Origin of the sequence: Streptomyces spinosisporus, from assembly GCF_022698145.1 — a bacterium.
GTDB classification, from domain to species: domain Bacteria; phylum Actinomycetota; class Actinomycetes; order Streptomycetales; family Streptomycetaceae; genus Streptomyces; species Streptomyces spinosisporus.
This window is the reverse complement of sequence record NZ_JALDAX010000020.1, coordinates 137844-162653: the sequence shown is the minus strand read 5'-3', so window position 1 is coordinate 162653 and position 24810 is coordinate 137844. Positions and strand designations below refer to the sequence as shown.

Below are 24810 nucleotides of genomic sequence, written 5' to 3'. Positions count from 1 at the left end.
CGGTGGCTCCCCCACGGTGTACCTGGATGACGAGAAGGACACCTACCTTGTACAGGGCTGGAAGGTACTGGACGACGAGCGACTGGGTCAGATGGACATCCCCGGCCACGAGTCCGTCGTGGAGATCCCGCGACGCATGGTTCAGTTCTTCTTGGAGGTACAGCGTGAGCACGGTTCCGACGTTTGAGGAACTGTTCCGCGACTGCCGGGAGTCGGCAGTCCACCTGGAGATGCGGGACTCCTACATGAAGTCGGATCCGTCTTACGTCGACTGGACCGCCGGCATCGCCATCGACCCTGCCGAGAGGTGGGCCGACTGGCTAGCCCTGGTGACCGAGGCAACGAGCCGCGGCGTGAAGGTCCGCCGAGCCCGCATCGTGTCTGAACCCGTAAGCCAGTACATCCGGTTCGAGTATGAGGTGACGAACGGCCTGAACATCGCCGCGGGTGAAGAAGTGCGCTGGCTTCCGCGACGAAGGACTACCGGCATAGCGTTGCCCGGCAACGACTTCTGGCTGTTCGACTCCGCACTGCTCTTGGTCAACCACTTCGACGGCAACGGCGAGTGTCTGGACCCGGTCCTCAGCACGGATCCCCAGGAGATCAAGCTGTGCGCCGACGCCTTTGAATCGGTCTGGCAACTGGGCATCCCGCACACCGACTACGAACTCGCATGAGCGGCAGGGAAAGAAAGTAGTGGGATACCTGGACGGGGAGGCCGTTGAACGACTCGGGACGGCGGGGGTCTTCGTTGCTTCGGGTTCCTGAAAGCTGTCGCGCGATGACTGTTCACAGCTCCGGGAACGGCGGGCTGTCGTCCATCACCTGCAACAACTTCCAATCAGGTGCTTCCTCCGCGGTATCACCGGCCCGCGTCGCCGAGAGGTTGTCCGGCAGGTGGGTTCATGAGGTCGGTGTGCCGGGTCCGCCACCATGGTGCGAGCTGGACGATGCCGAGCGCCATCTCGGCTGCGAGGAACACCCACAGCCAGCGCGGGGCGCCGTGTGCCAGGGCGTATGCCTGCCATGTGGAGAAGAGGGTGCGTGCGAGGCCGTCGTAGAGTCCGTGCGCGGGTAACGGGTTGATGATCCTCAGGAGTGCCCAGACGACCACCACCGAGCCCATCAGGTTGGCGTAGAGGGTCTCGATCGGGTCGAGGGCGGGCAGGGTGCCGAGTTTGAGCGCGTCGCCGAGCTTCGACAGCGCGTCGTGTACCAGTGCGTAGGTCCACGGTGTGGCGAATGCGGCGGTGACCACGAGGTCGTACCACGCACTCGTGCGTACGACGCGCAGATAGGCGGGGTGGGACGGGGGGACAGGTCGGATCACGGTGACGCTCCTGCTGGTCTTCTGCACGGACGCCACGACGGTAAACAGTGGAGTACTGTCCAGGGTCAAGTCGGCAGTTCAGGGAGAGCCGTGCGTATCGGGGAGCTGGCCGCGCAAGCGGGACTGAGCAGGGACGCCATCCGTTTCTACGAGAAGATCGGTCTCGTCACGGGGCGGCGTCTGGCCAACGGGTATCGCGACTTCCCGCCGGAGGAGGTGCCCTGGCTGCAGTACGTGCGCACCGCGCAGACGCTCGGCTTCTCGCTGGCGGAGATCGCGCAGACCCGCGAGGAACTGCGCGAACAGCCCGACACCGCGGCGGCGTTGTCGGCGCTGTTCGCGGAGAAGATCAAGGTCATCGATGCGCGTATGACGCAGCTTGCCGCCCTGCGGGCCGAACTCGACGCCCGTGTGGGCACCGGGTGTCCACTGCGGGCGGCCGGCTGAGCCGGGTGGATATGGATTGACAGGACGGTAGCTCCGGCGCGGGCGGGATGGGCCTGGTCAGGCGGGTTTTGTCTTTCCGCTCAAGGGAGTTCGGCGCGGCGAGACTTTGCGATGGCTGATGCGCCAGCCGTCCGCCGTACGCACGACGGTGTCGTCGTAGGAGACAGAACCGCAGGTGCCGTCAGCCTTGATGCCCAGCCCTTTGGAACGGGCGTGCACTTGGCCGTCCGCCGACGCGGTGACGACGACGTTGGTGACATGGTGCGCGACAGGGTTGGCCGCTCCCAGCGCCCATGCCGCTTCTCGGATGGCCGCCACCCCGTGCAGCGGCTCCTGGCCGAAGTCGGTCAGGTCGTAGACCACGTCGGCGGTGAACAACTCCTCCAACCGGTCGAGGCATCCGTCGTCCACAAGATGACCGTGCAGCGAGACCAGTTCGGTGATGGCCAAGCGATCTTCAAGAGCGAGCGACACACGCGGTCCTCTCTGAGGCGACGTGGAGAGCACCAAGCCGAGCGTCCATTGGCCGGCTCTCGTTCCGTTGGCTTCAACGTGCCCAAGGCCGCCCGGGTTTCCTGATCGTGGCGGTTCCGGGGTGAGCGTCAAGAGCGCCCTTCGGGCGTCGGCTGCGCCGATTCCGCTTCGCTGCACTCTTGACGCTCGCCCCTCCACCGCGGGGTGTTGTGAGGCCGGGCGGCCTCAGGGGTGGGCGGCGGAGGCTGGTGGGTTGGGGTGCGGGAGCGTTGCCGGGTGCGGGTGAGTGGGGTTTGTCGTAGGGGCGGCCGCCCTTGGGCGGCCTTGCGTCCGGTGGCCGTGGCGTGTCGGCTCAGGTGTGTTGGCCCCACTGGCCTCTGTGGATGACTTCGGCTGCGGGGCGGCGGCGTTGGGCGATGCGGGGGCTTGGTGGGGGTGCGTCTTCGGCTCGGTAGCCGACTGTGATGGCGCCGATGGGGGCGTACTCCTCTGGTACGTCGAACTCCTCGCGGAACGGCTGGAGATGCTCCGGCATGATGCCGAAGAAACAGGCGCCCAGGCCCTCGTCCACGGCGGTCAGGAGCATGAGGAGGGCTGCCATGCCGGTGTCGATGTGCCAGTACGGGGCGGGCCAGCGGGCCTCGGCTCGGTCCTCCCAGCCCTTGTCCGGCTCGGCGTAGCGGTTGAGGTAGGTGGCCTTGTGGGCCAGGGGTACGACGACGAGCGGGGCGTCCTGCATGGTCGGGGTCTGCTCGACCCGGGTGGGGATGAACGGCCAGAAGCGGGCGCGGTCCGCGGGGTCGGTCAGGGCGAGGAAGGCCCAGCCCTGCGAGAAGCCGGCCGAGGGGGCGCGGAGTGCGGAGGCGAGGATGCGTTCGATGACTTCCGGGGACAGGGGCTTGTCGGAGTAGTGCCGGATCATGCGGCGTCGGCGTACGACCTCGGAGAATTCCATGTCCGTCGATCTTGCCACTGACGCACCTGACTTCAAGGGCAGTTGACGCTGTCCTTTCGCTTCTGTGGCTAACCTGGCCCCATGGCCGTATCCGACAAATTGCCTCTCATCCTGCGTCCTGCTGAGCCTGCCGATGCGGCTGTCGTGGCGGAGATCTGGCGGAGTGGGTGGAGTGATGGGCATTTGGGGCACGTGCCTGCGGAGTTGGTGGCCGTTCGTACGCCTGAGTCGTTCGGGGTGCGGGCGGCTGAGCGGGTGGCCGATACGACGGTGGCGGTCGTTGGTGGGGAAGTCGCGGGGTTCGTCATGGTGGTGGGCGACGAAGTGGAGCAGTTGTACGTCGGTGCCGACAGTCGCGGTACGGGGGTGGCGGGGGCGTTTCTTGCGCATGCCGAGCGGGTGGGGCGGGAGGCGGGGTTCGAGCGGGTGTGGCTCGCTGTTGCCACCGGTAATGCTCGGGCTCGGCGGTTCTATGAGCGGCAGGGGTGGGTCGACGAGGGGGCGTTCGACTATCCGGCCGCGGGGCCCGACGGGCCGATTGCCGTTCCGTGCCATCGGTACGTCAAGCAGTTGGCGGCGCCGGCCAAGGGCTAGTGTTCCAGTATCCGCGCCCGCATGATCTCGAGCCACTGCTTGAGTGACTTCCCTGGGGGCGGCAGGATTTCGAGGCCGATCGCTTTGGTTGCCAGGTTCAGTTGCTCTTCGGAGGGGACGATCGTCAGGAGTTCGGTGATTTCGTTGACGGACCCCCTGACCTCATCTTCAATCAGTTCACTGCGATAGTCATCGACGGCTTCTTCCCAGGAGTCGTAGAAGTCCGGGCAATCCTGGTTGAGATACGCGCCGAACAACTGACCCAGATTGGGAAACCTCTCCTTCCATTCCCAGGAGTTCTGCGGATTTTGCTGTGGCACTCGAGACGGATCCTGCAAAACTTCGCTGATGTGATTCCTTGCAATACGGAGACAGTCCTCCACGCTCATCCCCATGGGCGGTTCGATCTCGGGCAGCCATGCGATCTCATCAGCGATCTCCTCCGAGAACAGCCCCACGGCGAGCAGGTCGTCGAGCTGCTGGACCGCCACGGCGCCGCGTGTGGGGTCGCGGGCCACGATTCTCAGATAGGAGGCGAGGCCCGGGCCAGGTTCCTCGGCTGTGTCAGAGAACACGAAGCCGCTGTTCGCGTAGGACTCCAGGAGATCGCTGACTTCGTAGAAGCGCTGTCCCGGCGGAGGTGGCTGACTCATGATTCGCTCCCAGTGCGTGCGTCAGGAAGGTCCCCGCCACAGCCGATCCATGATTGCGCCTGTGGTCCTACGGCGTCTCGTTCGGCCCCTCGTTCAAGCGGCGCAAAAGTTCGAGGAGGGTCGCGCGGTCGGACGGGGGCAGTGGGGCGAAGCACTGCTTCAGGACCTCGTTGGCCACCTTGTGGCCGGCGTTCAGGATGCGCTCGCCCTCTGGGGTGAGGTGGTGTTCGATGCGGCGGCCGTGGCCGGGGCGGCGTTCGATGAGGTTCTGGGTGGTGAGGCGGGTGGCGAGGGTGCCGAAGGCCTGTTCCGTCTGGAAGGTGGCGGCGGCGAGGTCGCGGGCCGACGAGCCGGGGGTGCGGCTGATGGCGCGGAGGGCGTCCCACTGGGCGAGGGTTGTGCCGACCGCCGCCAACGCGGTGTCCATGGCGCGGTGTTGGCGGTACTGGGCCTGTTTGACGGCTCGACCGAGGAGTTGCAGGTCAACGGGGGCTTCGGTGTCCATGGGGGTAGTTTAGGCGAAGACCAAGCTTGCTTACATAAGGATGTTTAGTTAGGCTCTCGGGCATGACTTCAGAACACAGCTCGCAGCTGTACGCCGACCTGCCCCTGACCATCGACGAAGCCGGCCCCGAAGCCGGCCGCCCCGTTCTCGTCCTCCATGGTGGCGGAGGTCCCGCCACCGTCGCCGGGATCGCGAAGCATCTGGCCGCGGCCTCCCGCACCCTCACTCCCGTTCACCCTGGTTGGGACGGCACTCCCCGGCCCGACTGGCTGACCGGCATCGACGATCTCGCCCTCGCCTACCTCCATCTCCTCCAGGACCGTGACCTCACGGACGTACTGGTCGTCGGGTCCTCGCTCGGCGGGTGGATCGCCGCCGAGATGGCCGTACGGGACACCGCACAGCGCATCAGCGGGCTGGTGCTCGTCGATGCCGTCGGCGTGCATGTCGACTCCGCGCCGATCGCCGACTTCTTCGCGCTGGATCCCCGTGCCGCGGCCGAGTTCTCGTGGCACGACCCGGACCGCTTCTACGTCGACCCGGCCACGGTGCCCGCCGATCAACTCGCCGTCCGCCAGGCCAACATGGCCATCATGCGCGTCCTCGCCGGCGACCCGTACATGCACGACCCCAAGCTGCTGCGCAGGCTCGGGCGGGTACGGCAGCCCGCGCTGCTGGTGTGGGGAGAGAGCGACCGCGTCGTCACGCCCGCCTACGGCGCCGCGTACGCCGCCGCCTTCGGGGACGGGCGGCTCGAGGTCGTCCCCAAGGCGGGGCACCTTCCGCACATCGAGCAGCCGGAGATCACGCTCGACCTCATCGACGAGCACCTGCGGCGGACGAGCGGGCGAGTGTGAGGCGGGCCTCAGCCCTCACCCACGAGGCGGGCCTCGGCCCCCACCCACAAGGCGGACCTCAGCCCCGCCCTCACACACCAAGCAGCCGCAGCGCCCCCATCAAGACGGCGCCGCGGCCAAAAAACGCACCCCCTACGCCGTAGCCGGACTAGACCCCGGCTTCGATCCCCCCGTCTTCCCGCGCACCGACGACGCTGCTGAACTGGCCGCCGCTGTAAGAGGCTTCGCGATGTCCTCCAGGGAGCGGCGTTCCGCGCGTACCGCGAGGAAGGCTGCCACCAGGCCGGCTGCGACCATGAGGCCCGCGCCGATCTGGAAGGCGAGGACTGTGTCGGCGACCTTGCCGGTGTTGGTGAGGTCGGCGAAGAGGAGGGGGCCGCTGATGCCGCCGGCCGCGGTGCCGAGGGCGTAGAAGAAGGCGATGGACATGGCGCGGGTCTCCATCGGGAAGATCTCGGAGACCGTCAGGTAGGCGCTGGAGGCGCCTGCCGAGGCGAAGAAGAGGACCGCGCACCAGCAGGCCGTCAGGGTGCCCGCGCTGAGCGAGCCCTGGTCGAAGAGCCAGGCCGTGCCGAAGAGGAGGATGCCGGAGAGCAGGTAGGTGCCGGAGATCATCACGCGGCGGCCCACCGTGTCGAACAGCTTGCCCAGCAGGAGCGGGCCGCAGAAGTTGCCGATGGCGATCACGGCGAAGTAGTAGCCGGTGTCGCCGGTCGGCACGTCGAAGAACTTCGTCAGGATCGCGCCGAAGCCGAAGGTGATCGCGTTGTACAGGAACGCCTGGCCGATGAAGAGGGAGAAGCCGAGCACCGAGCGCTTGCGGTAGTCCGTGAACAGGGTGCGGGCGATCTCGCGGAAGGTCACGCTGTGCCGCTGGTTGATCGTGATCTCGCTCTGGGGGCGGTCCAGCGGCTCCCCCTTCTCCGCCTCCACGCGCTCCTCGATCGACGTGACGATCTCTTCGGCTTCTCGGTCCCTGCCGTGGATCAGCAGCCATCGCGGGCTCTCGGGGACATGGCGTCGTACGAGAAGGATCACCAGCGCCAGCACCGCGCCCAGCGCGAACGTCAGCCGCCAGCCCACGTCCTTGGCGAAGATGTCGGTGTTCAGCGCGACGATCGACAGCAGCGAGCCGCCGACCGCGCCCAGCCAGAAGCTGCCGTTGATGATCAGGTCGACCCGGCCGCGGTAGGCCGCCGGGATGAGTTCGTCGATGGCGGAGTTGATCGCCGCGTACTCACCGCCGATGCCGAAGCCCGTCAGGAAGCGGAAGGCGAAGAACCACCAGGTGGAGAAGGAGACCGCGGTCAGGGCCGTGGCCGCCAGATACACCACCAGCGTGATCATGAACAGCTTCTTGCGGCCGAAGCGGTCGGTCAGCCGGCCCCAGAACAGGGCGCCGACGCACGCGCCCGCCACATACAGTGCGGCCGCGAGGCCGGTGATCTGGCCGGAGGTGATCGGCAGACCGCTGCCCGGCTCCGACAGACGGCTGGCGATGTTTCCGACGACCGTGACCTCCAGGCCGTCGAGGATCCATACGGTCCCGAGCCCGATGACGATCGTCCAGTGCCAGCGCGACCAGGGCAGACGGTCAAGGCGTGCGGGGATGTTCGTGGTCACGGTGCGTCCGGTGTCGGCCTCGGCAGTGGACATGGGCTCCCTCCTCGTCGAGCGGAACGCTCTTCGAGTGCCCGTGATCGGCGCGTCTACGCCCCGAGCGCCCGCGTCACGGCGTAGATCAGCAGTCCTGCCAGCGAGCCCACCACCGTGCCGTTGATCCGGATGAACTGCAGGTCGCGGCCGATGTGCGCCTCGATCTTCTTCGTCGTGTGCTCGGCGTCCCAGCCCGCCACCGTGTCCGTGATCAGCGAGGTGATCTCCTTGCGGTAGGTGCTGACGACGTACACCGCGGCGCTCTCCACCCAGCCGTCCACCTTGGCCTGCACCTTCGGGTCCTCGGCCATCCGCGCCCCCAGCGACAGCAGCGAGGCCCGCACGCGCAGCCGCAGCTCGCTGCGCTCGTCCTCCGCCGCCGAGACGATCATGGAGCGTACGGCGGTCCAGGCGGACGCGATCAGGTCCTGCACCTCGCCGCGGCCCAGCACCTCGCCCTTGAGGCGCTCCACGCGCGCGCGGGTGTCGGTGTCGGACTGCAGGTCGGAGGCGAAGTCGGTGAGGAAGCGGTCCAGCGCCCCGCGCGCCGGGTGGGTGGGCATGTCGCGCATCTCGGTCACGAAGCGCAGCAGCTCCCGGTAGATCCGCTCGCCGACCTTCTTGTCGACGAAACGGGGGGTCCAGCCGGGGGCGCCGCCCTGGACGGCGTCCATGATCTCGGTGTCGTGCCAGACCAGCCAGTCGTGCGCCCGCGTCACGATCAGGTCGACGACCCGCTTGTGGCCGCCGTCGGCGACGACCTTCTCCAGCATCTTGCCGATGCCGGGCGCGATCTCCTGGGCGTCGGCGCGACGGGTGATCGCCTCGCCGACCACCGCCTGCACGTCCGAGTCGCGCAGCACCGTCAGCGCGCCCCGCAGGGCGGCCGACAGCTCCGCGGTCACCCGGTCCGCGTGCTGGGGCTCGGCCAGCCACGCGCCCAGCCGGCTGCCGATGCCGACGGCGCGCAGCCGCTGCCGTACGACGTCCCGGGACAGGAAGTTCTCGCCGACGAACTCGCCCAGGGAGACGCCCAGCTGGTCCTTCTTGGTCGGGATGATCGCGGTGTGTGGGATCGGCAGGCCGAGGGGGTGGCGGAAGAGGGCGGTGACGGCGAACCAGTCGGCGAGCGCGCCGACCATGCCGGCCTCGGAGGCCGCGGCGACATAGCCCGCCCAGGCGCCGGCGCCGGAGTCGTCCGCCCACTTGGCGAGGACGTAGACCAGCGCCACGAACAGCAGCAGCCCGGTCGCGGTGAGTTTCATGCGGCGCACCCCGCGCTGCTTCTCCTCGTCGGCGGCGCTGAAGGTGTTCATCGCGCGTGCGGCCGCGGCGGGCACGGTGCGGTTCTCCGTGGCCGCCGGGTGGGCATGCTCATTTACGCCACGCTCACCCGTTTCTTCCGGATTCGTGCGTTCCATCCACTCCACCCGTTCGTGATCCCCTGCACACATTGTCCCTTCCTGACCGACTCCTGGAACGGAAGATGAGTTCCCGGCGTCTTGGTGGAAGGGGGAGTTCGTCATGAACTCCGGTGACCCAAAGGGGGGTCCAGTTCGTCTACCCCGCATCCCATGACGCATCATGGGGTGATCACATCGGAGCCTCGGGCTCCCACTCGCCCGAGGAGAACCGCACCGCATGACCAAGCGTCACGGTTATGCCCTGCTCTGCGCGATCATCGCCGTGATCGTGGGCCTTTCCGCCGCCCTGTACGTCGGGGTCGCGGCCGACGACGGCAGCGACAGCAAGAACACCCTCGCCGGGGGCCGCACCCCGCACAACTCCGCCGCCCCCGCCTCCACCGGCATCTGGGTCGGCGCCTGGTCGGCCTCCCCCGCGGGCGCCGAGCCCGGCACCGAGACGACCGGCATGGCGGGCCGCTCCGTGCGCAACGTCGTCCACGCGAGCGTGGGCGGCACCAGCGCCCGCATCACCCTGTCCAACCTCTACGGCCAGTCGCCGCTGACCATCACCCACGCCTCGATCGCCGTGGCCTACGCCGACAACACCCCGGCGGCCAACGCCGACACCATGCGGCGGCTGACCTTCGGCGGCAGCCCCGCGGTCGTCATCCCGGCCGGCCGGCAGGTGCTGAGCGACGCCGTGCGCATCGTCGTCCCCCAGGGCAGCGACGTGCTGGTCACCACCTACTCCCCCAGCTCCTCCGGCCCGGTCACCTACCACCCGCACGCCCGCCAGATCTCCTACGTCGCCCAGGGCGACCGCACCGAGGACGCGACCGGCGCCGGATACACCGAGCAGGTGCCGTACTGGCGCTACCTCACCGCACTGGACGTCCTGAGCAACGAGTCGGACGGCACCGTCGTCGCCTTCGGCGACTCCCTCACCGACGGCATAACGTCCACCCAGGGCGCCAACCACCGCTGGACGGACGTCCTTTCGCAGCGGCTGCGCACCGCCATCGAGTCCGGCCGGGACCTGCCGCGCTACAGCGTCGTCAACCAGGGCATCAGCGGCAACCAGATACTCGCCGACGGCCTCGGCCGCCCCGCCGACAACCCCAGCGGCCTGCTGCGCTTCTCCCGCGACGCCCTGGACCGCACGAACGTCAAGGTCGTCGTCATCGACCTCGGCGTCAACGACATCCTGCGCAACCCGCAGCTCGCCGACCCGGACAAGATCCTCGACGGACTGCGCACCCTGGTCCGCGAGGCCCACTCCCGCGGCATCAAGGTGATCGGCGCGACCCTCATGCCCTTCCAGGGCCACCGCGGCTACACCCCGGCCCGCGAGGCGGTACGGCAGCAGGTCAACGCGGAGATCCGCTCGGGCCGCGTCTACGACGCCGTGGTCGACTTCGACAAGGCGCTGCGCGACCCGTACAACCCGCGCAGGCTCCGCTCCGACTACGACTCCGGCGACCATCTGCACCCCAGCGACAAGGGGTACGCGCGCATGGCGGACGTCTTCGACCTGGAAGACCTCAAGGGCTCGGCGCCCGCGGAACTGTAGCCGGCCATCGCCCGTCAGTAGTCGTCGTAGCGGCGCCGGTGGCGCTCCTCGCGGCGCTCACGGTGCCGCTGGCGCCGCTCCTCCTGCCGCTCCCGGCGCTCCTCCTGCCGTTCGCGCATCAGGTCGTGGTGGCTGTCCAGCATCCGGCGGTGCGCGTCGTAGGCACCGTCGCGGTAGTCCGCCTTCAGCTCCCGCAGGGAGGACTTGCGGTCCAGCTTGCCCTGCCGGCGCTCCTCCTTGAGCCGGCGCCGCTCCTCCTTGGTCAGCTTGCGCTCGATGCCGACGCCGCCCCAGAACGCGAAGCCGTTGACGATGACGCGCGGCCCACCGGGGTCCCCGGGCACGCCCGACTCGCGGTGGTCGAAGCCTCCCATGATCCCGATGCCGCGGACGACGACCTCGACGCCGGGCGGCACGATGATGTTCACCCCGCCCATGATCGCGACGCAGGTGATCTCGACCTCGCGGTCGGCGAAGTTCGCCTCGCGCAGGTCCAGCTCGCCGCCGCCCATGAAGGTGACGCAGGTGAACTGCTTGGGCACGGTCCAGCGGCCCCTGCGCTCGAAGCCGGACATCACGGCGACCGCCCACGACGAGGACCCCTCGCCGCCGGTGATCCGCCCGGCCCAACTCCCGCTCTGGGCGGGCTCCTTGGTCAGCGACACGACCGGCGGCGGGGCCACCGCCCCGACCGGCAGATCACGGGTGATCGGCGTCAGCTCGCCGTAGGTACGCGCCTTGTAGGTGGCCTCCAGCCGCTCGTTGAACTCCTCCATGTCGAGACGGCCCTCCGCGAGGGCGTCCCGCAGGACCTCGGCGACTCGTTCACGGTCGGCGTCGGATGCGCGGAGTTCGGGGACTGCGGCGTCATCGGTCATGTGGCCAGCCTACGAGTTGGCCCGGCCGGAGGCTACGAGACCGCTTTCTCCGACCGCCCCGGAACGGCACCCGCGTACATACGGGCGATCACGTCCTCGATGTCCGGCTCACGCACCGACAGGTCCGCGAGCGGATACTCCGCCGCGATCCGCGCGACCAGCGCCGCCGCCGACTCGCCCGCCGGGAACGCCAGCCACTGCCGCGGGCCCTCCACCTTCACCACCCGCGCGGGCGCCACGTCGACGGGCGGCAGCTCCCGCTCCAGATCCACCACCAGGGTCCGCTCGCTCTCCCCCACCTCGTGCAGCCCGGCGAGCGCGCCGTCGTACATCAGCCGCCCGTGGTCGATGACCATCACCCGCGAGCACAACTGCTCGATGTCCTGCAGATCATGGGTGGTGAGCAGGACGGTGGTGCCCAGCTCGGCGTTCAACTCCTTGAGGAAACCCCGCACCTTGGCCTTGGAGATCACATCCAGGCCGATCGTCGGCTCGTCGAGGTAAAGCACCTCCGGGTCGTGCAGCAGCGCCGCCGCGATGTCGCCGCGCATCCGCTGCCCGAGGGAGAGCTGCCGCACCGGCGACTCCAACAGGTCGCCCAGCTCAAGGAGTTCGACACAGCGGTCGAGGTTCTCGCGGTAACGGGCGTCGGGGATGCGGTACATGCGGTGCATCAGCCGGTACGAGTCGATCAGCGGCAGATCCCACCACAGCGTCGTCCGCTGCCCGAACACCACCCCGATGCGGTGCGCGAGCCGGGTGCGCTCGCGCGAGGGGTCGATGCCCGCGACCCGCAACCGGCCCGCGCTCGGGGTCAGAATGCCGGTGAGCATCTTGATCGTGGTCGACTTGCCGGCGCCGTTCGGCCCGATGTAGCCGACCATCTCACCGCGCGCCACGGTGAAGGACAGGGAGTCGACGGCGCGCACCTGCCGCCGCTCCCTCTTCAGGAACCCGGTCTTCCTGCGCACGTCGAAGACCTTCTCGACCCCGTCGAGTTCGATCAGCGGCTGCTCGGTCACGCTCACGCCCACCCTCAACTCCCCGTACTCCGATACGAACCAAGGCCCGCCCGCCACGCCAGGCCGGCCAGCGCGCAGCACACCAGCGCCACCAGCGGCGGCGCGAACGCCGCCCACCCGGGCAGATCCAGCGGGTACGCCCGGCCCAGCACATGGCAGGCGGGCACCCAGTTGACGAAGGCGAGCGGCAGCACGAACGTCACCCCGCGCACGAAGTCCTTGCCGAAGACCGTCGGCGGGTACTGCAGCAGCGTGGTGCCGCCGTAGGTGAAGGCGTTCTGCACCTCCGCCGCGTCCTGCGCGTAGATCTGGAAGGCCGCGCCCGCCACGAACACCGCACTGAAGATCACCGTGCCGCTGACCAGCATCAACGGCACCAGCAGCACCTTCACCGGGTCCCAGTCGACCTCCACCGACCACAGCGCCCAGCCCAGCACCAGCGCACCCTGCGTGATCCGGCCCAGGCGGCGCACCGCGAAGTGGTCCGCGCCGATCTGCGCGAGCACCGGCACCGGCCGCACCAGCAGGGTGTCGAAGGAGCCGTCGCGGATCCGGGAGCCCAGCACGTCCATCGAGCCCAGCACCAGATCGGCGACGCCGAACGCGGTCGCCGACAGGCCGTACAAGAAGGCGATCTCGGGCAGCGACCAGCCGCCGAGCGAGTCGACCTGCGAGAACATCAGCAGGATCCCGACGAAGTCCATGCCGGTCATCAGCAGATTCCCGGCCATCGTGACGACGAAGGAGGTCCGGTACGTCATGCTGGAGCGGATCCACATCCCGGCGATCAGCCGGAACGCCCGCAGCCCCTCCAGCAGGGTGCCGCGCTCACCCACCCTGCACCACCACCCGCCGCGTCGCCGCCGACTGCAGCAGCCGCCCCGCCGCCAGCAGGGCCACCGCCCACACCGCCTGGAAGGCGAACGCCCCCAGCGGATCGGTCTTGCCCATCAGCACATCCGCCGGCATCTGGAGCTGCCCCGCCCACGGCAGCACCCGCACGATGTCGCCCAGCACTCCGGGGAAGGCGTTCAGCGGCAGCACGATCCCGGAGAAGAACACACCTGTGATCATCACGGCCTGCGAGACGCCCATGCCGTCCATCAGCCAGAACGCGCTCAGCGCCGCCAGATAGCGGATGCCGAAGCTGACGACCATCGCCAGCAGCAGCGCGACCGCGAACGCCGCCCAGGTGGTGACCTCGCCCGGCAGCGCCATCGGGAAGAACACCGCGCCGAACACGAACGGGACCACACCCCGGCCCAGCAGCTGGAACAGCGACCGCCCCACGTCGCTCGCCAGCCACCACAGCTGCAGGTCGGCGGGCCGGTAGAGATCGACCGCGATCTCGCCCGTACGGATACGGGCCATCAGGTCCTTCTCGAAACCGCCGCCCTGGATGGCGAGCGTCGCGTAGAGGCACTGCCCGAGCCAAACGTAGGTGACCGCCTGCGCCTGGTCGTATCCGCCCAGGTGCGGCTTCTCGTCCCACAGCGCCAGGTAGGTGTAGACGAGGATGATCCCGAAGGCGGTGTTGGTGAACACCCCCGCCGCCGTTGCCGCCCGATACGTCGCGTACCGTCTGAAACCGCCCGCTGCGACGGCCGTGTACAACCGTCCCGAGCCCACGTCAGTCAACCTCCCGGACCCCTTGACACCAAAGCGCAGGAGCCTAGTCCGCCGAGAGTGGCGCACGCCACGCATTTTCCGGGCCGGACGCGTGCCGCGATCCGGGAACGGAACGCATGGTGCGAGAGTCTTCAAGAGGGGGCGCAGAAGGCGTACGAGGGCGTACGGGAACGTATGTTCCCACACGAGGGCGTACGGCGACGTACGACGCGAAACAGGAGTCCGTACACACGATGAGCGACGAGCCGCAGCCGCAGCAGCCGGACCAGGGCTGGGCACCGAGAGAGCCGGAGGCGACCGCCGACATGGGCGAGCAGGGGGACGGCAAGCCGAAGCGGGCCAGGCGGACGGGCTGGCGCCGGCTGGTCCCGACCTGGCGCATGGTGCTCGGCACCTTCGTCATCGGCGTACTGGTCCTGGTCGGCCTGTTCTACCTCGGCTACTCGCTGGTCAAGATCCCCCCGGCCAACTCCCTCGCCATGAAGCAGGCCAACGTCTACCTGTACGCCGACGGCTCCCAGATCGCCCGCGACGGCGAGGTCAACCGCGAGAACGTCTCGCTCGCCCAGGTCTCCAAGGCCGCCCAGCACGCCGTGCTCGCCGCCGAGGACCGCGACTTCTACACCGAGTCCGCCATCGACCCCAAGGCGATGCTGCGCGCCGGCTGGAACACCGCGACCGGCAAGGGCAAGCAGTCCGGCTCGACCATCACCCAGCAGTACGTCAAGAACTACTACCTCGCGCAGGAACAGACCGTCACCCGCAAGGTCAAGGAGTTCTTCATCTCCATCAAGCTGGACCGCGAGAAGTCCAAGGACGAGATCCTCGAGGGCTATCTGAACACCAGCTACTTCGGCCGCAACGCCTACGGCATCCAGGCCGCCGCCCAGGCCTACTACGGCCAGGACGCCACCGACCTCGACGCCGCCCACGCCGCCTACCTCGCCGCACTCGTCAACGCCCCCAGCGAGTACGACGTCGTCGCCCACCCCGAGAACAAGCCCTCGGCCGTCGCCCGCTGGAACTACGTCCTGGACGGCATGGTCAAGAAGGGCTGGCTCACCGAGAGCAAGCGGGCCGGCCTGAAGTTCCCCATGCCCAGGCAGCAGACCGCCTCCACCGGCATGTCCGGGCAGCGCGGCTACATCGTCGAGGCGGTCAAGAACTACCTCACCGAGAACAAGGTCGTCACCGACGCCGAACTCGACGCCGGCGGCTACCGCATCACCACCACCCTGCAGAAGAGCAAGCAGGACGCCTTCGTGAAGGCCGTCGACGACAAGGTGATGTCCAAGCTCGACAAGAAGGACAACAAGGTCGACAACTACGTCCGCGCCGGCGGCGCCTCCGTCGACCCGAAGACCGGCAAGGTCGTCGCCATGTACGGCGGCATCGACTTCGTCAAGCAGTACACCAACGGCGCGACCCGCGAGGACTTCCAGGTCGGCTCCACCTTCAAGCCGTTCGTGTTCACCTCGGCCGTCCAGAACCACTCCGAGACCCAGGACGGCGAGACGATCACCCCCAACACCTACTACGACGGCACCAACAAACGCCCCGTACAGGGCTGGAGCGGCAGCTACGCACCCGCCAACGAGGACGACGTCTCCTACGGCGACATCTCCGTGCGCACCGCCACCGACAAGTCCGTCAACGCGGTCTACGCGCAGATGGCCGTCGACGTCGGCTCCGACAAGGTGAAGCAGACCGCGATCGACCTCGGCCTGCCCGCCGACACCCCCGAACTGACCCCGACCCCCTCCATCGCACTCGGCGTGACCAGAGCCAGCGTCCTCGACATGGCGGAGGCGTACGCCACGCTCGCCAACCACGGCGAGCGCGCCACGTACACCATGATCGACAAGATCACCAAGGACGGGCAGACCGTCGTCGACCTGCCCGAGCGCAAGACCACCCGGGCCGTCAGCCGCGAGGCCGCCGACACCACCACCTCGATCCTGCAGAGCGTCGTCGACAACGGCACCGCGACCGCGGCCCAGGCCGCGGGCCGCCCCGCCGCCGGCAAGACCGGCACCGCCGAGGAGGACATGGCCGCCCTGTTCGCCGGCTACACGCCCGACCTCGCCACCGTCGTCTCCGTGATGGGCCAGAACCCCAAGACCGCCCACCACGAGTCGCTGTACGGCGCGCTGGGCCTGGAACGCATCAACGGCGGCGGCCCGCCCGCCGAGATCTGGGCGCAGTACACCAGGGACGCACTGAAGGGGAAGCCCGTGTCGGACTTCGACCTCCAGCTGCAGTCGGGCGCCGAGCAGACCGAGCCGCCCGCCACCACAGAGCCCCCGGAGCAGCCGGGCACGGGCGGCCTGGACAACGGCGGCACGGCGACCACCGGCGGCGAGGACGACGAGGGCCAGACCCAGGGCCAGGACAACGGCGGCACGACGGACGGCGGCACCACCACCGACGGCGGGACGACGGACGGCGGCACCACGACCGACGGCGGGACGACCGACGGCGGGACCACCGGTGGCACGACGGACGGCGGCACCACCGACGGCGGGACCGACGGAGGCACCACCACCGACGGCGGAACGACGGACGGCGGCGGCGCCACGAACGGCACGGACACGGGCGGTACGACAGGGGGGCCGGGCGGCCCGCAGGGCACCCGGAGACAGTGAACCCTCAGTGTCCCGAGGTCGCCTTCAGACCCACCACGGCGACCAGCAGCAGACACACGAAGAAGATCCGGGCGGCGGTGACCGGCTCACCCAGCACCACCATGCCGAGCACCGCCGCACCGGCCGCCCCGATCCCGACCCAGACGCCGTAGGCGGTACCGATGGGATGGGACTTGGCGGCGTACGACAGCAGCACCATGCTGGCGACGATGCCGGACGCGGTGAGCAGGCTCGGGACGAGCCGAGCCCAAGTTAGCAAAGGAACGACAAAAGGGCTGGTGACGAGGGTCACCAGCCCTTGGTGCCGCTGCTACGGCAGTCGCTCTGGACGTTCCGGTCGCTCTACAGATACAGGCCCGTCGTGTCCTCGGACCCCTCGAACCGGTCGGCGGCCACGGCGTGCAGATCGCGCTCGCGCATGAGCACGTACGCCACACCCCGGACCTCGACCTCGGCCCGGTCCTCCGGGTCGAACAGCACCCGGTCGCCGGGCTCCACCGTCCGTACGTTCTGCCCCACCGCGACGACCTCGGCCCAGGCCAGCCGCCGGCCGACCGCCGCCGTCGCGGGAATCAGGATGCCCCCACCCGACCGGCGCTCGCCCTCACCCGTCTCCTGCCGCACGAGAACCCGGTCGTGCAGCATCCGGATGGGCAGCTTGTCGTGGTGGCTCGGCTCGTTTCTGTTGGCGCTCACGCCCTGAACCTACAACTCCCGCTCAGCTCCTGCGCCGCCGGGTACCGAGCGCGAGCAGACCCACGAGACCCACGGCGACGACCGCGACCGGCACGATCCGCTCCAGCCGGGGAGAGCCCTCCTCGTCGACGAACTTCGCCTTGACGTCGCTGACGACCCTGTTGACCCCGACGTAGGCCCTGCCGAGGGTGTGATCGACATTGGACGCGATCCTGGCTTTGGCATCCCCGACGATCGTCTTCGGGTGCACCCGCACCCCGATCTCGTCCAGGGTCTCGGCCAGCACTTCGCGGCGGCTCTTGATGTCCGCCTCGATCTGCGCCGGGGTTCGGGTGTCCGGCGTGTCCGACGTGTGCGCCACCGTGGGGCCTCCGAAGTCAGCTGGTACCTGATGCTGCCTGCTGCGGACAGTCTGTCAGTTCCGCCCGCGCCTGCACTGTCAGGACCCCCGGTTACGCTGGTCCGATGAGTGAGCGACTGCAGCCCGGGGACGTGGCCCCCGACTTCACCCTCCCGGACGCCGACGGCACCGAGGTCTCCCTGTCGGCCCGCAAGGGCCGCAAGGTCATCGTCTACTTCTACCCCGCCGCCCTCACCCCGGGCTGCACCAAGCAGGCCTGCGACTTCACGGACAACCTCGACGTCCTGGCCGGCGCGGGCTACGACGTCATCGGGATCTCCCCGGACAAGCCCGAGAAGCTGGCGAAGTTCCGCGAGAAGGAGTCCCTGAAGGTCACACTCCTGGCCGACCCCGAAAAAACCGTCACCGAGGCCTACGGCGCCTACGGCGAGAAGAAGAACTACGGCAAGACCTACCTGGGCGTCATCCGCTCCACGATCATCGTGGACGAGGAAGGCAAGGTCGAACGCGCCCTCTACAACGTCCGGGCAACCGGCCACGTAGCCAAGATCATCAAGGACCTGGGGATCTGAGCGCCCCTTCCGTCAGGTGCTGTTGAGCGGCCCGCACCGGGTGTCCCGGTGCGGGCCGCTTCACGGTTCGGGCGTGACTGTCGGACAAATGCTTCGTTACTCCGTACGAGCCGCGAACACGCGGCCGGAACGGGGGGTCTTGATGGGGGCCGGCGTTTACACCAGGGAGCGGCTGGAGGAGGCGGCTCGCGGGGCGCGGACGTTGTCGGAGGCATTGGGGAAGCTGGGGGTTGATCCACAGAGCTCCACGCGGCAGTACGTGTCGGGACGGATGAAGAAACTCGGGGTGGATGTGTCGCACTTCGAGCGGGAGGGGGTGAAGTGGACGCGGGAGATCCTCCAGGCGGCGGTCTCGGCGTCGACGAACATGTGCGAGGTGTTACGCCACCTCGGCCTTGAGGTGGTCGGCGGGCACCACACGCACATCAGCCGCCGTATCAGGGCCTACGGGATCGATACGTCACACTTCCAGCAGCCTGCCCATCGGGGCGACGCATGGCGCCCCCGGACACCGGAGGGCCTGCTGGTCGAGCAGCTGCCTGACCGGGCCCGACGCATCCCCAGTGATCGGCTCAAGTGGGCCATGGCCTCGACGGGCATGCCCGAGCGATGCGCGATGTGCGGCGTGGAGCCCGTGTGGCGGGGGCGTCCGCTCCCGCTCGAGGTCGACCACATCGACGGCAACTGGCGCGACAACCGGATCGAGAACCTGCGGTTCCTGTGCCCCAACTGCCACTCGACGACGGACAGTTACCGCGGCCGCGGCAAGAGGAAGGCCCGAGGTGGGGCCGTATGAGCAGCGCTGACGTCTCGCACATGCCCCGTCGCAGAGGGGCGACGTCCGACAGACCCACGGCCGACGCGTTGCGCAGGGCCGTCGAGGGGGCGACCTCGCTCGCAGACACGCTCCGTGCCCTGGGAATGGAGCCGTACAACAGCAGACTGCGCACACAGCTCCGCACTTGGATCGCCGAGGACGGGCTCGACACCTCGCACTTCCTGGGGCGGGCGCACCGCCGAGGCAAGCAAGGGACCGTCCCGCTCAAACGCGCCGCGGACATTCTCGTCCAGCACGACGGCATCCGTCGGACTCGAACTCACCTGCTTCGCAGATCACTCCTGGAGGTGGGCGAGGCGGAGGTGTGTGCGGAATGCGGAGTCGGCCCCGAGTGGCTCGGCAAGCCCATGACGCTGGAGGTCGATCACATCAGCGGGGACTGGAGCGACGACCGGCGGGAGAACCTGCGGCTGCTGTGTCCCAACTGCCACGCGATCACCAGCACCTGGTGTAGGGGAGGCAACCAGCGACGACCGCTCACCGGGTGCCAGTAAGCTGTACGCGGGGCCGTAGCCCAATTGGCAGGAGGCACCACTTTTAGGTAGTGGACAGTGCGAGTTCGAGTCTCGTCGGCCCCACTTTCGGGCGCGGCTCCCCATGGGGCGCCGCGCCCTTGTGCGTACCTCAGCCCAACAATTCCCGCACCACCGGCACCAACGCCCGGAACGCCTCCCCCCGGTGGCTGATCGCGTTCTTCTCGGACGGGGTCAGCTCCGCGCAGGTTCGGGTGTCTTGGTCGGGCTGGAGGATGGGGTCGTAGCCGAAGCCGTTCGTGCCGGACGGGGTGTGGCGGAGGGTGCCGCGGAGGCGGCCCTCGACGACGCGTTCCGTGCCGTCCGGGAGTGCGAGGGCTGCCGCGCAGGCGAAGTGGGCGCCCCGGTGTTCGTCCGCGATGTCGGCGAGCTGGGCGAGGAGGAGGTTGAGGTTGGCCTGGTCGTCGCCGTGGCGGCCGGCCCAGCGGGCGGAGAAGATGCCGGGGGCGCCGCCCAGGACGTCGACGCAGAGACCGGAGTCGTCGGCGACGGCGGGCAGCCCGGTCGCCTGCGCCAGGGCGTGCGCCTTGAGCAGGGCGTTCTCCGCGAAGGTCACGCCGGTTTCCTTGACGTCGGGAATGTCCGGGTAGGCCTCGGCGCCCACCAGCTCGTGGCTGAGTCCCGCGTCGGCGAGGATCGCCCTCAGTTCGGTGATTTTCCCGGCGTTGCGGGTGGCGAGGATCAAGCGCGTCATGGGGACGAGGTTACGAGGTTACGAGGTGCAGACCTTGGTCAGTTCCCCGGCGGCGTCCGTGACCGGGCTGATGTCCGGGGTGTTGTCGCCGTTCTTGACGGCCGTACGGACGTTTTCAACCGCCTTGTCGAGGTCGTCGACCGCCTTGTTGACGTCGGCGTTGTCCGTCTTGTCGCCGATCTTGTCGAGGTTCTTGTCGATGGAGGAGAGCGACTCGTCGAGCTGCGAGGGGTCGTTCGAGGCGTTCTCGACGGCCTGCTGGAGGTCGGTGACGCTGTCGGCGATGGTGTCGGCGGTCTGGACGCAGTCCAGGGCCTTGTCGACGGCGTCGCAGCCTGTGGTCAGGCCCGCGGTGAGTCCCACGGCGGCCAGTGCTGCGACGGTGATGGTGATGCGGCGGCCTCGGCTCACGGCCATGACTGCGGTCCCTCCTTGGTCCAGGCCCCGGTGAGGCCCCCCGTACTGGTCGGGCGCACGGTGGTGTGCCGTGCGCCCGCACTCGTAGGGACGCGAGGGCGGTCGGCCGGGTTGCCCCGGGCCGCCGCTTCTCTTGGTGCGTCCTTTACTTTTCCAGGACCGTATCAAGAGCCTTGCGCTGGAGGACAGCGAGTTCTGTGCAGCCCGAAACCGCCAGGTCGAGAAGGGAGTTGAGCTCTTCGCGCGCGAACGGCTCGGCCTCGGCGGTGCCCTGCACCTCCACGAAGCGGCCGTCGCCGGTGCAGACGACGTTCATGTCGGTCTCGGCGCGGACGTCCTCCTCGTAGCAGAGGTCGAGGAGCGGGACCTGGCCGACGATGCCGACCGAGACCGCGGAGACGGTGCCGGTGAGGGGCTGGCGGCCGGCCTTGATGAGTTTCTTGCCCTGGGCCCAGTTGATGGCGTCGGCGAGGGCGACGTAGGCGCCGGTGATGGCGGCGGTGCGGGTGCCGCCGTCGGCCTGGAGTACGTCGCAGTCGAGGACGATCGTGTTCTCGCCGAGCGCCTTGTAGTCGACGACGGCGCGCAGGGAGCGGCCGATGAGCCGGCTGATCTCGTGGGTGCGGCCGCCGATCCGGCCCTTGACGGACTCGCGGTCGCCGCGGGTGTTGGTGGCGCGGGGCAGCATGGCGTACTCGGCGGTGACCCAGCCCTCGCCGCTGCCTTTGCGCCAGCGGGGGACGCCTTCGGTGACGGAGGCCGTGCAGAGGACCTTGGTGTCGCCGAAGGAGACGAGGACGGAGCCCTCGGCGTGCTTGCTCCAGCCGCGCTCGATGGTGACCGGGCGGAGTTGGTCGGGGGTGCGACCGTCGATTCGAGACATGGCGTCGAGCCTAGTCGCAGATGCGGCAGGGGCTCCTCCCGCGGTGGGAAGGGGCCCCTGTCGGTGGTCCGGTCGGTAGGGACCGGGTGTCACATCATGTCTTCGATCTCCGCTGCGATGGGGTCGGCGTCGGTGCCGATGACGACCTGGATCGCGGTGCCCATCTTGACGACGCCGTGTGCGCCGGCGGCCTTCAGTGCGGCTTCGTCGACCTTGCCGGCGTCGACTACCTCGGTCCGCAGGCGGGTGATGCAGCCCTCGACCTCTTCGATGTTGTCGATGCCGCCGAGCCCGGCAACGATCTTCTCAGCCTTGCTGGCCATGACGTCTCCTCACGCACAGTTGGCCCAACTTCACGAGCGATGGCGCCGCGCGTACCCAATGATGGCGTCACAGCATCCCAATCGTCGTAACTGGTCTACACCACCTTGCAGGCGGTCGCCAACTCATGAGTGCCGACACCGAGATCTCCCCCGCCCGACGCCGGTGGCAATCGGCGTTCCAGGGTCTGCAGAAGATGGGCCGCAGCCTGCAGTTGCCGATCGCGGTGCTGCCCGCGGCGGGCATCCTGAACCGGCTCGGGCAGCCGGACGTCTTCGGTGCGGACGGGCTCGGCTGGGACAACGTCTCCAAGGTGATGGGGGCTGCGGGCGGCGCGCTGCTGGACGGGCAGCTGGGTCTGCCGCTGCTGTTCTGCGTGGGTGTGGCCATCGGCATGGCGAAGAAGGCGGACGGTTCGACGGCGCTGGCCGCGGTGGTGGGTTTCCTCGTCTACTACAGCGTGCTGCGCGCCTTCCCGGAGGACTGTCCGTCGGGCAGCACGGCCGTGCAGGTGGGCTGCCGGCTGGAGGACAACTCGGTCGTCGAGTTCACGTACCAGAACCCGGGTGTGTTCGGGGGCATCGTGATCGGCCTGCTTTCGGCGTTCTTCTGGCGGCGGTTCCACCGTACGAAGCTGGTGGACTGGCTCGGTTTCTTCAACGGCCGCCGGCTGGTGCCGATCATCATGGCGTTCGTGTCGATCGCGTTCGCGGCGCTGTGTCTGTGGATCTGGCCGCCGATCGGTGACGGTCTGGAGAGCTTCAGCGACTGGATGAGCGATCTGGGGGCGTGGGGTGCGGGCGTGTTCGGTCTCGCGAACCGGGCGCTGCTGGTGATCGGTCTGCACCAGTTCCTGAACGTGCCCATCTGGTTCCAGTTCGGCAGCTTCACCAAGCCGGACGGGTCGGTGGTGCACGGTGACATCAACATGTTCCTGGCGGGCGATCCGAACGCGGGCCAGTTCACCTCGGGCTTCTTCCCGATCATGATGTTCGCGCTGCCGGCGGCGGCGCTGGCGATCACGCACTGCGCGCGGCCGGACCGGCGCAAGGAGGTCGGCGGTCTGATGCTGTCGGTGGCGCTGACGTCGTTCGTCACCGGTATCACGGAGCCGATCGAGTACTCGTTCCTGTTCATCGCGCCGGTCCTGTACGCGGTGCACGCGGTGCTGACGGGTGTGTCGATGGCGGTGACGTGGGGGCTGGGCGTGCACGACGGGTTCAGCTTCTCGGCCGGGCTGATCGACTACGTCATCAACTGGAACCTGGCGACGAGGCCGTGGGCGATCATCCCGATCGGCCTGTGCTTCGCGGTGGTGTACTACGCCGTCTTCCGTTTCGCGATCACCAAGTTCGATCTGAAGACGCCGGGGCGGGAGCCGGAGGAGGAGCGCGAGGACGTGACGAAGGCCTGAGAACCCCTGCTCGCGGAGCCGTCGCACAGGCACGGCGCGTAGCGTTCCGGTTGCGAATTTGACGGGTTCCTTATACGGCCTCCATCGTGTACAACAGGTCTACACCACTGAGTGGTGTAGACCACCACCGATGGAGGAAAGAAAGATGAGCACCGCCACCGCCTCGGCGGCTCCCGCGACGAAGCGGGGATCTGGCCTGTTCAAGGGCCTGCAGAAGGTAGGACGCAGCCTTCAGTTGCCGATCGCCGTGCTGCCGGCGGCGGGCATCATGGTCCGCCTCGGTCAGGACGACATCTTCGGCAAGGACGGCCTGGGCTGGGACAAGGTCGCCGCCGTGTTCAACAACGCGGGCGGCGCCCTCACCGGGGCCCTGCCGATTCTGTTCTGCATAGGCGTGGCCATCGGCTTCGCCAAGAAGGCCGACGGCTCGACGGCCCTGGCCGCCGTGGTGGGCTTCCTCGTCTACAGCAAGGTCCTCCAGGCCTTCCCCGTCACCGAGGCGAAGATCCAGAAGGGCGCGGACATCGCCGCGACCTACAACGATCCCGGCATTCTCGGCGGCATCGTCATGGGTCTGCTCGCCGCCGTGCTGTGGCAGCGCTTCCACCGCACCAGGCTCGTGGACTGGCTGGGCTTCTTCAACGGCCGCCGCCTGGTGCCGATCATCATGGCGTTCGTCGGCATCGTGATGGGTGTCTTCTTCGGCCTCGTCTGGGAGCCCATCGGCGACGGCATCTCGAACTTCGGCGAGTGGATGACCGGCCTCGGCTCGGGCGGCGCGGCCCTGTTCGGCGGCGTGAACCGGGCGCTGATCCCGGTCGGCATGCACCAGTTCGTCAACACGGTGGCCTGGTTCCAGCTCGGCGACTTCACCGACTCCGCCGGCCAGGTCTGGCAGGGTGACATCCCGCGCTTCCTGCACGGCGACCCGTCCGCCGGTCTGTTCCAGACGGGCTTCTTCCCGATCATGATGTTCGGCCTTCCGGCCGCCGCCCTGGCCATGGCGCACACCGCACGGCCCGAGCGCCGCAAGGCGGTGCTCGGCATGATGATCTCCCTCGCCCTGACGTCGTTCGTCACCGGCGTCACCGAGCCCATCGAGTTCTCGTTCATGTTCATCGCGCCGGTCCTGTACGTGCTGCACGCCGTCCTGACCGCCGTGTCCATGGCGGTGACCTGGGGCCTGGGGGTCCACGACGGCTTCAACTTCTCGGCCGGTGCCATCGACTACGCCCTCAACTGGCATCTGGCGACGAAACCATGGCTGATCATCCCGATCGGCCTGGTCTTCGCGGTGATCTACTACGTGACGTTCCGCTTCGCGATCGTCAAGTTCAACCTCCCCACCCCGGGCCGCGAGCCCGAGGAGGAGGTCGAGGACCTCACCAAGGCGTGAGCGCCCTCCAGGCATGACGAAGGCCCCGGCACCGTTTCGGTACCGGGGCCTTCGCGTGGGGCGG

The 24810-nt window shown here is 68.6% G+C and carries 29 protein-coding genes, 1 tRNA gene and 1 pseudogene; 13 read left to right on the top strand and 18 right to left on the bottom strand.

All coding sequences use genetic code 11. The annotated features are described in order from the left end of the window. Positions 1-187: hypothetical protein (locus MQN93_RS36995; protein ID WP_242712969.1), on the top strand; the 187-nt coding region annotated here is incomplete at its 5' end. After that, entirely contained in the window at positions 165-677 is a 513-nt protein-coding gene (locus tag MQN93_RS36990; RefSeq protein ID WP_242712968.1) for a DUF6879 family protein, read from the top strand. The genes MQN93_RS36995 and MQN93_RS36990, both read left to right, overlap by 23 nt. A 185-nt stretch (positions 678-862) precedes the next feature. Here MQN93_RS36990 and MQN93_RS36985 read toward each other — a convergent pair whose 3' ends face one another. Further along, positions 863-1330 carry a hypothetical protein gene (locus MQN93_RS36985; RefSeq protein ID WP_242712967.1) on the bottom strand — a complete coding sequence of 156 codons (468 nt, stop codon included), beginning with the start codon at positions 1328-1330 and terminating at the stop codon, positions 863-865. A 90-nt stretch (positions 1331-1420) separates the two neighbouring features. Between MQN93_RS36985 and MQN93_RS36980 the strand changes: the two genes are divergently transcribed. After that, on the top strand, positions 1421-1777 hold the full coding sequence (locus tag MQN93_RS36980) for a MerR family transcriptional regulator (protein ID WP_242712966.1): 357 nt from the start codon (positions 1421-1423) through the stop codon (positions 1775-1777). Positions 1778-1834: 57 nt separating this feature from the next. Here the strand turns inward: MQN93_RS36980 and MQN93_RS36975 are convergent, their stop codons facing one another. Together MQN93_RS36975 and MQN93_RS36970 are read right to left on the bottom strand one after the other, a co-directional pair. Beyond that, the gene (locus tag MQN93_RS36975; protein ID WP_242712965.1) at positions 1835-2251 is read right to left on the bottom strand and encodes a nuclear transport factor 2 family protein; all 417 of its coding nucleotides are present in this window, start codon (positions 2249-2251) and stop codon (positions 1835-1837) included. Positions 2252-2603: 352 nt separating this feature from the next. After that, on the bottom strand, positions 2604-3206 hold the full coding sequence (locus MQN93_RS36970; protein WP_242712964.1) for a nitroreductase family protein: 603 nt from the start codon (positions 3204-3206) through the stop codon (positions 2604-2606). A gap of 81 nt (positions 3207-3287) precedes the next feature. On the opposite strand from MQN93_RS36970, the gene MQN93_RS36965 reads away from it, so the two are divergent. Next, positions 3288-3800, top strand: coding sequence for a GNAT family N-acetyltransferase (locus MQN93_RS36965; RefSeq protein ID WP_242712963.1), 513 nt, complete (start codon positions 3288-3290; stop codon positions 3798-3800). Here MQN93_RS36965 and MQN93_RS36960 read toward each other — a convergent pair. Together MQN93_RS36960 and MQN93_RS36955 are read right to left on the bottom strand one after the other, a co-directional pair. Continuing rightward, positions 3797-4453 carry a contact-dependent growth inhibition system immunity protein gene (locus tag MQN93_RS36960; RefSeq protein ID WP_242712962.1) on the bottom strand — a complete coding sequence of 219 codons (657 nt, stop codon included), beginning with the start codon at positions 4451-4453 and terminating at the stop codon, positions 3797-3799. The two genes, MQN93_RS36965 and MQN93_RS36960, sit on opposite strands and share 4 nt — an antisense overlap. 67 nt (positions 4454-4520) lie before the next feature. Beyond that, positions 4521-4958 (bottom strand): MarR family winged helix-turn-helix transcriptional regulator, encoded by a 438-nt coding sequence (locus MQN93_RS36955; RefSeq protein ID WP_242712961.1) that lies wholly within the window; start codon positions 4956-4958, stop codon positions 4521-4523. Positions 4959-5020: 62 nt separating this feature from the next. Between MQN93_RS36955 and MQN93_RS36950 the strand changes: the two genes are divergently transcribed. Continuing rightward, positions 5021-5815 (top strand): alpha/beta fold hydrolase, encoded by a 795-nt coding sequence (locus MQN93_RS36950; protein WP_242712960.1) that lies wholly within the window; start codon positions 5021-5023, stop codon positions 5813-5815. Positions 5816-5947: 132 nt separating this feature from the next. Here MQN93_RS36950 and MQN93_RS36945 read toward each other — a convergent pair whose 3' ends face one another. Continuing rightward, on the bottom strand, positions 5948-7471 hold the full coding sequence (locus tag MQN93_RS36945; protein WP_016438035.1) for an MFS transporter: 1524 nt from the start codon (positions 7469-7471) through the stop codon (positions 5948-5950). Positions 7472-7524: 53 nt separating this feature from the next. Then, positions 7525-8925: a DUF445 domain-containing protein gene (locus MQN93_RS36940; RefSeq protein ID WP_242712959.1), complete on the bottom strand. Its 1401-nt coding sequence runs from the start codon at positions 8923-8925 to the stop codon at positions 7525-7527. Between the two features lie 187 nt (positions 8926-9112). Between MQN93_RS36940 and MQN93_RS36935 the strand changes: the two genes are divergently transcribed. After that, entirely contained in the window at positions 9113-10447 is a 1335-nt protein-coding gene (locus MQN93_RS36935) for an SGNH/GDSL hydrolase family protein (RefSeq protein ID WP_242712958.1), read from the top strand. Positions 10448-10461: 14 nt separating this feature from the next. On the opposite strand, the gene MQN93_RS36930 is transcribed toward MQN93_RS36935, so the two are convergent. Genes MQN93_RS36930 through MQN93_RS36915 form a run of 4 tightly spaced genes read right to left on the bottom strand, consistent with a single transcriptional unit; the run spans position 10462 to position 13976 of the window. Then, complete coding sequence (locus tag MQN93_RS36930; protein WP_242712957.1) at positions 10462-11325, bottom strand: DUF1707 SHOCT-like domain-containing protein; 864 nt, start codon at positions 11323-11325, stop codon at positions 10462-10464. A gap of 32 nt (positions 11326-11357) precedes the next feature. Further along, positions 11358-12359, bottom strand: coding sequence for an ABC transporter ATP-binding protein (locus tag MQN93_RS36925; protein WP_016438039.1), 1002 nt, complete (start codon positions 12357-12359; stop codon positions 11358-11360). Positions 12360-12361: 2 nt separating this feature from the next. Beyond that, positions 12362-13183: an ABC transporter permease gene (locus tag MQN93_RS36920; RefSeq protein WP_242712956.1), complete on the bottom strand. Its 822-nt coding sequence runs from the start codon at positions 13181-13183 to the stop codon at positions 12362-12364. Beyond that, positions 13176-13976 (bottom strand): ABC transporter permease, encoded by an 801-nt coding sequence (locus tag MQN93_RS36915; RefSeq protein WP_242712971.1) that lies wholly within the window; start codon positions 13974-13976, stop codon positions 13176-13178. Before MQN93_RS36915 ends, MQN93_RS36920 begins: the two co-directional genes overlap by 8 nt. A gap of 233 nt (positions 13977-14209) precedes the next feature. On the opposite strand from MQN93_RS36915, the gene MQN93_RS36910 reads away from it, so the two are divergent. After that, positions 14210-16621, top strand: a complete 2412-nt coding sequence (locus MQN93_RS36910) for a transglycosylase domain-containing protein (protein ID WP_242712955.1) — start codon at positions 14210-14212, stop codon at positions 16619-16621. A gap of 4 nt (positions 16622-16625) precedes the next feature. Here the strand turns inward: MQN93_RS36910 and MQN93_RS36905 are convergent. The 3 genes and pseudogenes from MQN93_RS36905 to MQN93_RS36895 all read right to left on the bottom strand — a co-directional run. Beyond that, positions 16626-16871, bottom strand: a pseudogene (locus tag MQN93_RS36905) (DMT family transporter); the annotation flags it as partial. A gap of 92 nt (positions 16872-16963) precedes the next feature. Further along, entirely contained in the window at positions 16964-17266 is a 303-nt protein-coding gene (locus MQN93_RS36900) for a GroES family chaperonin (RefSeq protein WP_278191605.1), read from the bottom strand. A 73-nt stretch (positions 17267-17339) separates the two neighbouring features. Continuing rightward, positions 17340-17678, bottom strand: coding sequence for a DUF3618 domain-containing protein (locus MQN93_RS36895; protein ID WP_242712954.1), 339 nt, complete (start codon positions 17676-17678; stop codon positions 17340-17342). A gap of 104 nt (positions 17679-17782) precedes the next feature. Here MQN93_RS36895 and bcp point away from each other — a divergent pair, with 104 nt between their 5' ends. The 4 genes from bcp to MQN93_RS36875 all read left to right on the top strand — a co-directional run bounded on the left by bcp (position 17783) and on the right by MQN93_RS36875 (position 19666). Next, positions 17783-18250, top strand: a complete 468-nt coding sequence (bcp, locus tag MQN93_RS36890) for a thioredoxin-dependent thiol peroxidase (protein WP_242712953.1) — start codon at positions 17783-17785, stop codon at positions 18248-18250. Between the two features lie 142 nt (positions 18251-18392). Then, positions 18393-19046: an HNH endonuclease signature motif containing protein gene (locus MQN93_RS36885; protein WP_242712952.1), complete on the top strand. Its 654-nt coding sequence runs from the start codon at positions 18393-18395 to the stop codon at positions 19044-19046. Then, positions 19043-19582, top strand: a complete 540-nt coding sequence (locus tag MQN93_RS36880) for an HNH endonuclease (protein ID WP_242712951.1) — start codon at positions 19043-19045, stop codon at positions 19580-19582. Before MQN93_RS36885 ends, MQN93_RS36880 begins: the two co-directional genes overlap by 4 nt. A 9-nt stretch (positions 19583-19591) precedes the next feature. Further along, positions 19592-19666: transfer RNA gene (locus MQN93_RS36875), tRNA-Leu, on the top strand. Between the two features lie 46 nt (positions 19667-19712). Here MQN93_RS36875 and rdgB read toward each other — a convergent pair. The 4 genes from rdgB to MQN93_RS36855 form a co-directional block, all read right to left on the bottom strand. Next, positions 19713-20315 carry an RdgB/HAM1 family non-canonical purine NTP pyrophosphatase gene (rdgB, locus tag MQN93_RS36870; protein WP_016438049.1) on the bottom strand — a complete coding sequence of 201 codons (603 nt, stop codon included), beginning with the start codon at positions 20313-20315 and terminating at the stop codon, positions 19713-19715. 18 nt (positions 20316-20333) lie between these two features. Then, entirely contained in the window at positions 20334-20732 is a 399-nt protein-coding gene (locus MQN93_RS36865) for a hypothetical protein (RefSeq protein ID WP_016438050.1), read from the bottom strand. Positions 20733-20877: 145 nt separating this feature from the next. Continuing rightward, on the bottom strand, positions 20878-21615 hold the full coding sequence (gene rph / locus MQN93_RS36860; protein ID WP_016438051.1) for a ribonuclease PH: 738 nt from the start codon (positions 21613-21615) through the stop codon (positions 20878-20880). Positions 21616-21704: 89 nt separating this feature from the next. Continuing rightward, a complete protein-coding gene (locus MQN93_RS36855) occupies positions 21705-21938 on the bottom strand; it encodes a PTS sugar transporter subunit IIB (protein ID WP_016438052.1) in 234 nt (77 codons plus the stop codon). A gap of 125 nt (positions 21939-22063) precedes the next feature. Here MQN93_RS36855 and MQN93_RS36850 point away from each other — a divergent pair, with 125 nt between their 5' ends. Both MQN93_RS36850 and MQN93_RS36845 read left to right on the top strand, forming a co-directional pair. After that, a complete protein-coding gene (locus tag MQN93_RS36850; RefSeq protein WP_242712950.1) occupies positions 22064-23350 on the top strand; it encodes a PTS transporter subunit EIIC in 1287 nt (428 codons plus the stop codon). Between the two features lie 145 nt (positions 23351-23495). Further along, positions 23496-24746, top strand: a complete 1251-nt coding sequence (locus MQN93_RS36845; protein WP_242712949.1) for a PTS transporter subunit EIIC — start codon at positions 23496-23498, stop codon at positions 24744-24746. Positions 24747-24810: the final 64 nt, after the last annotated feature.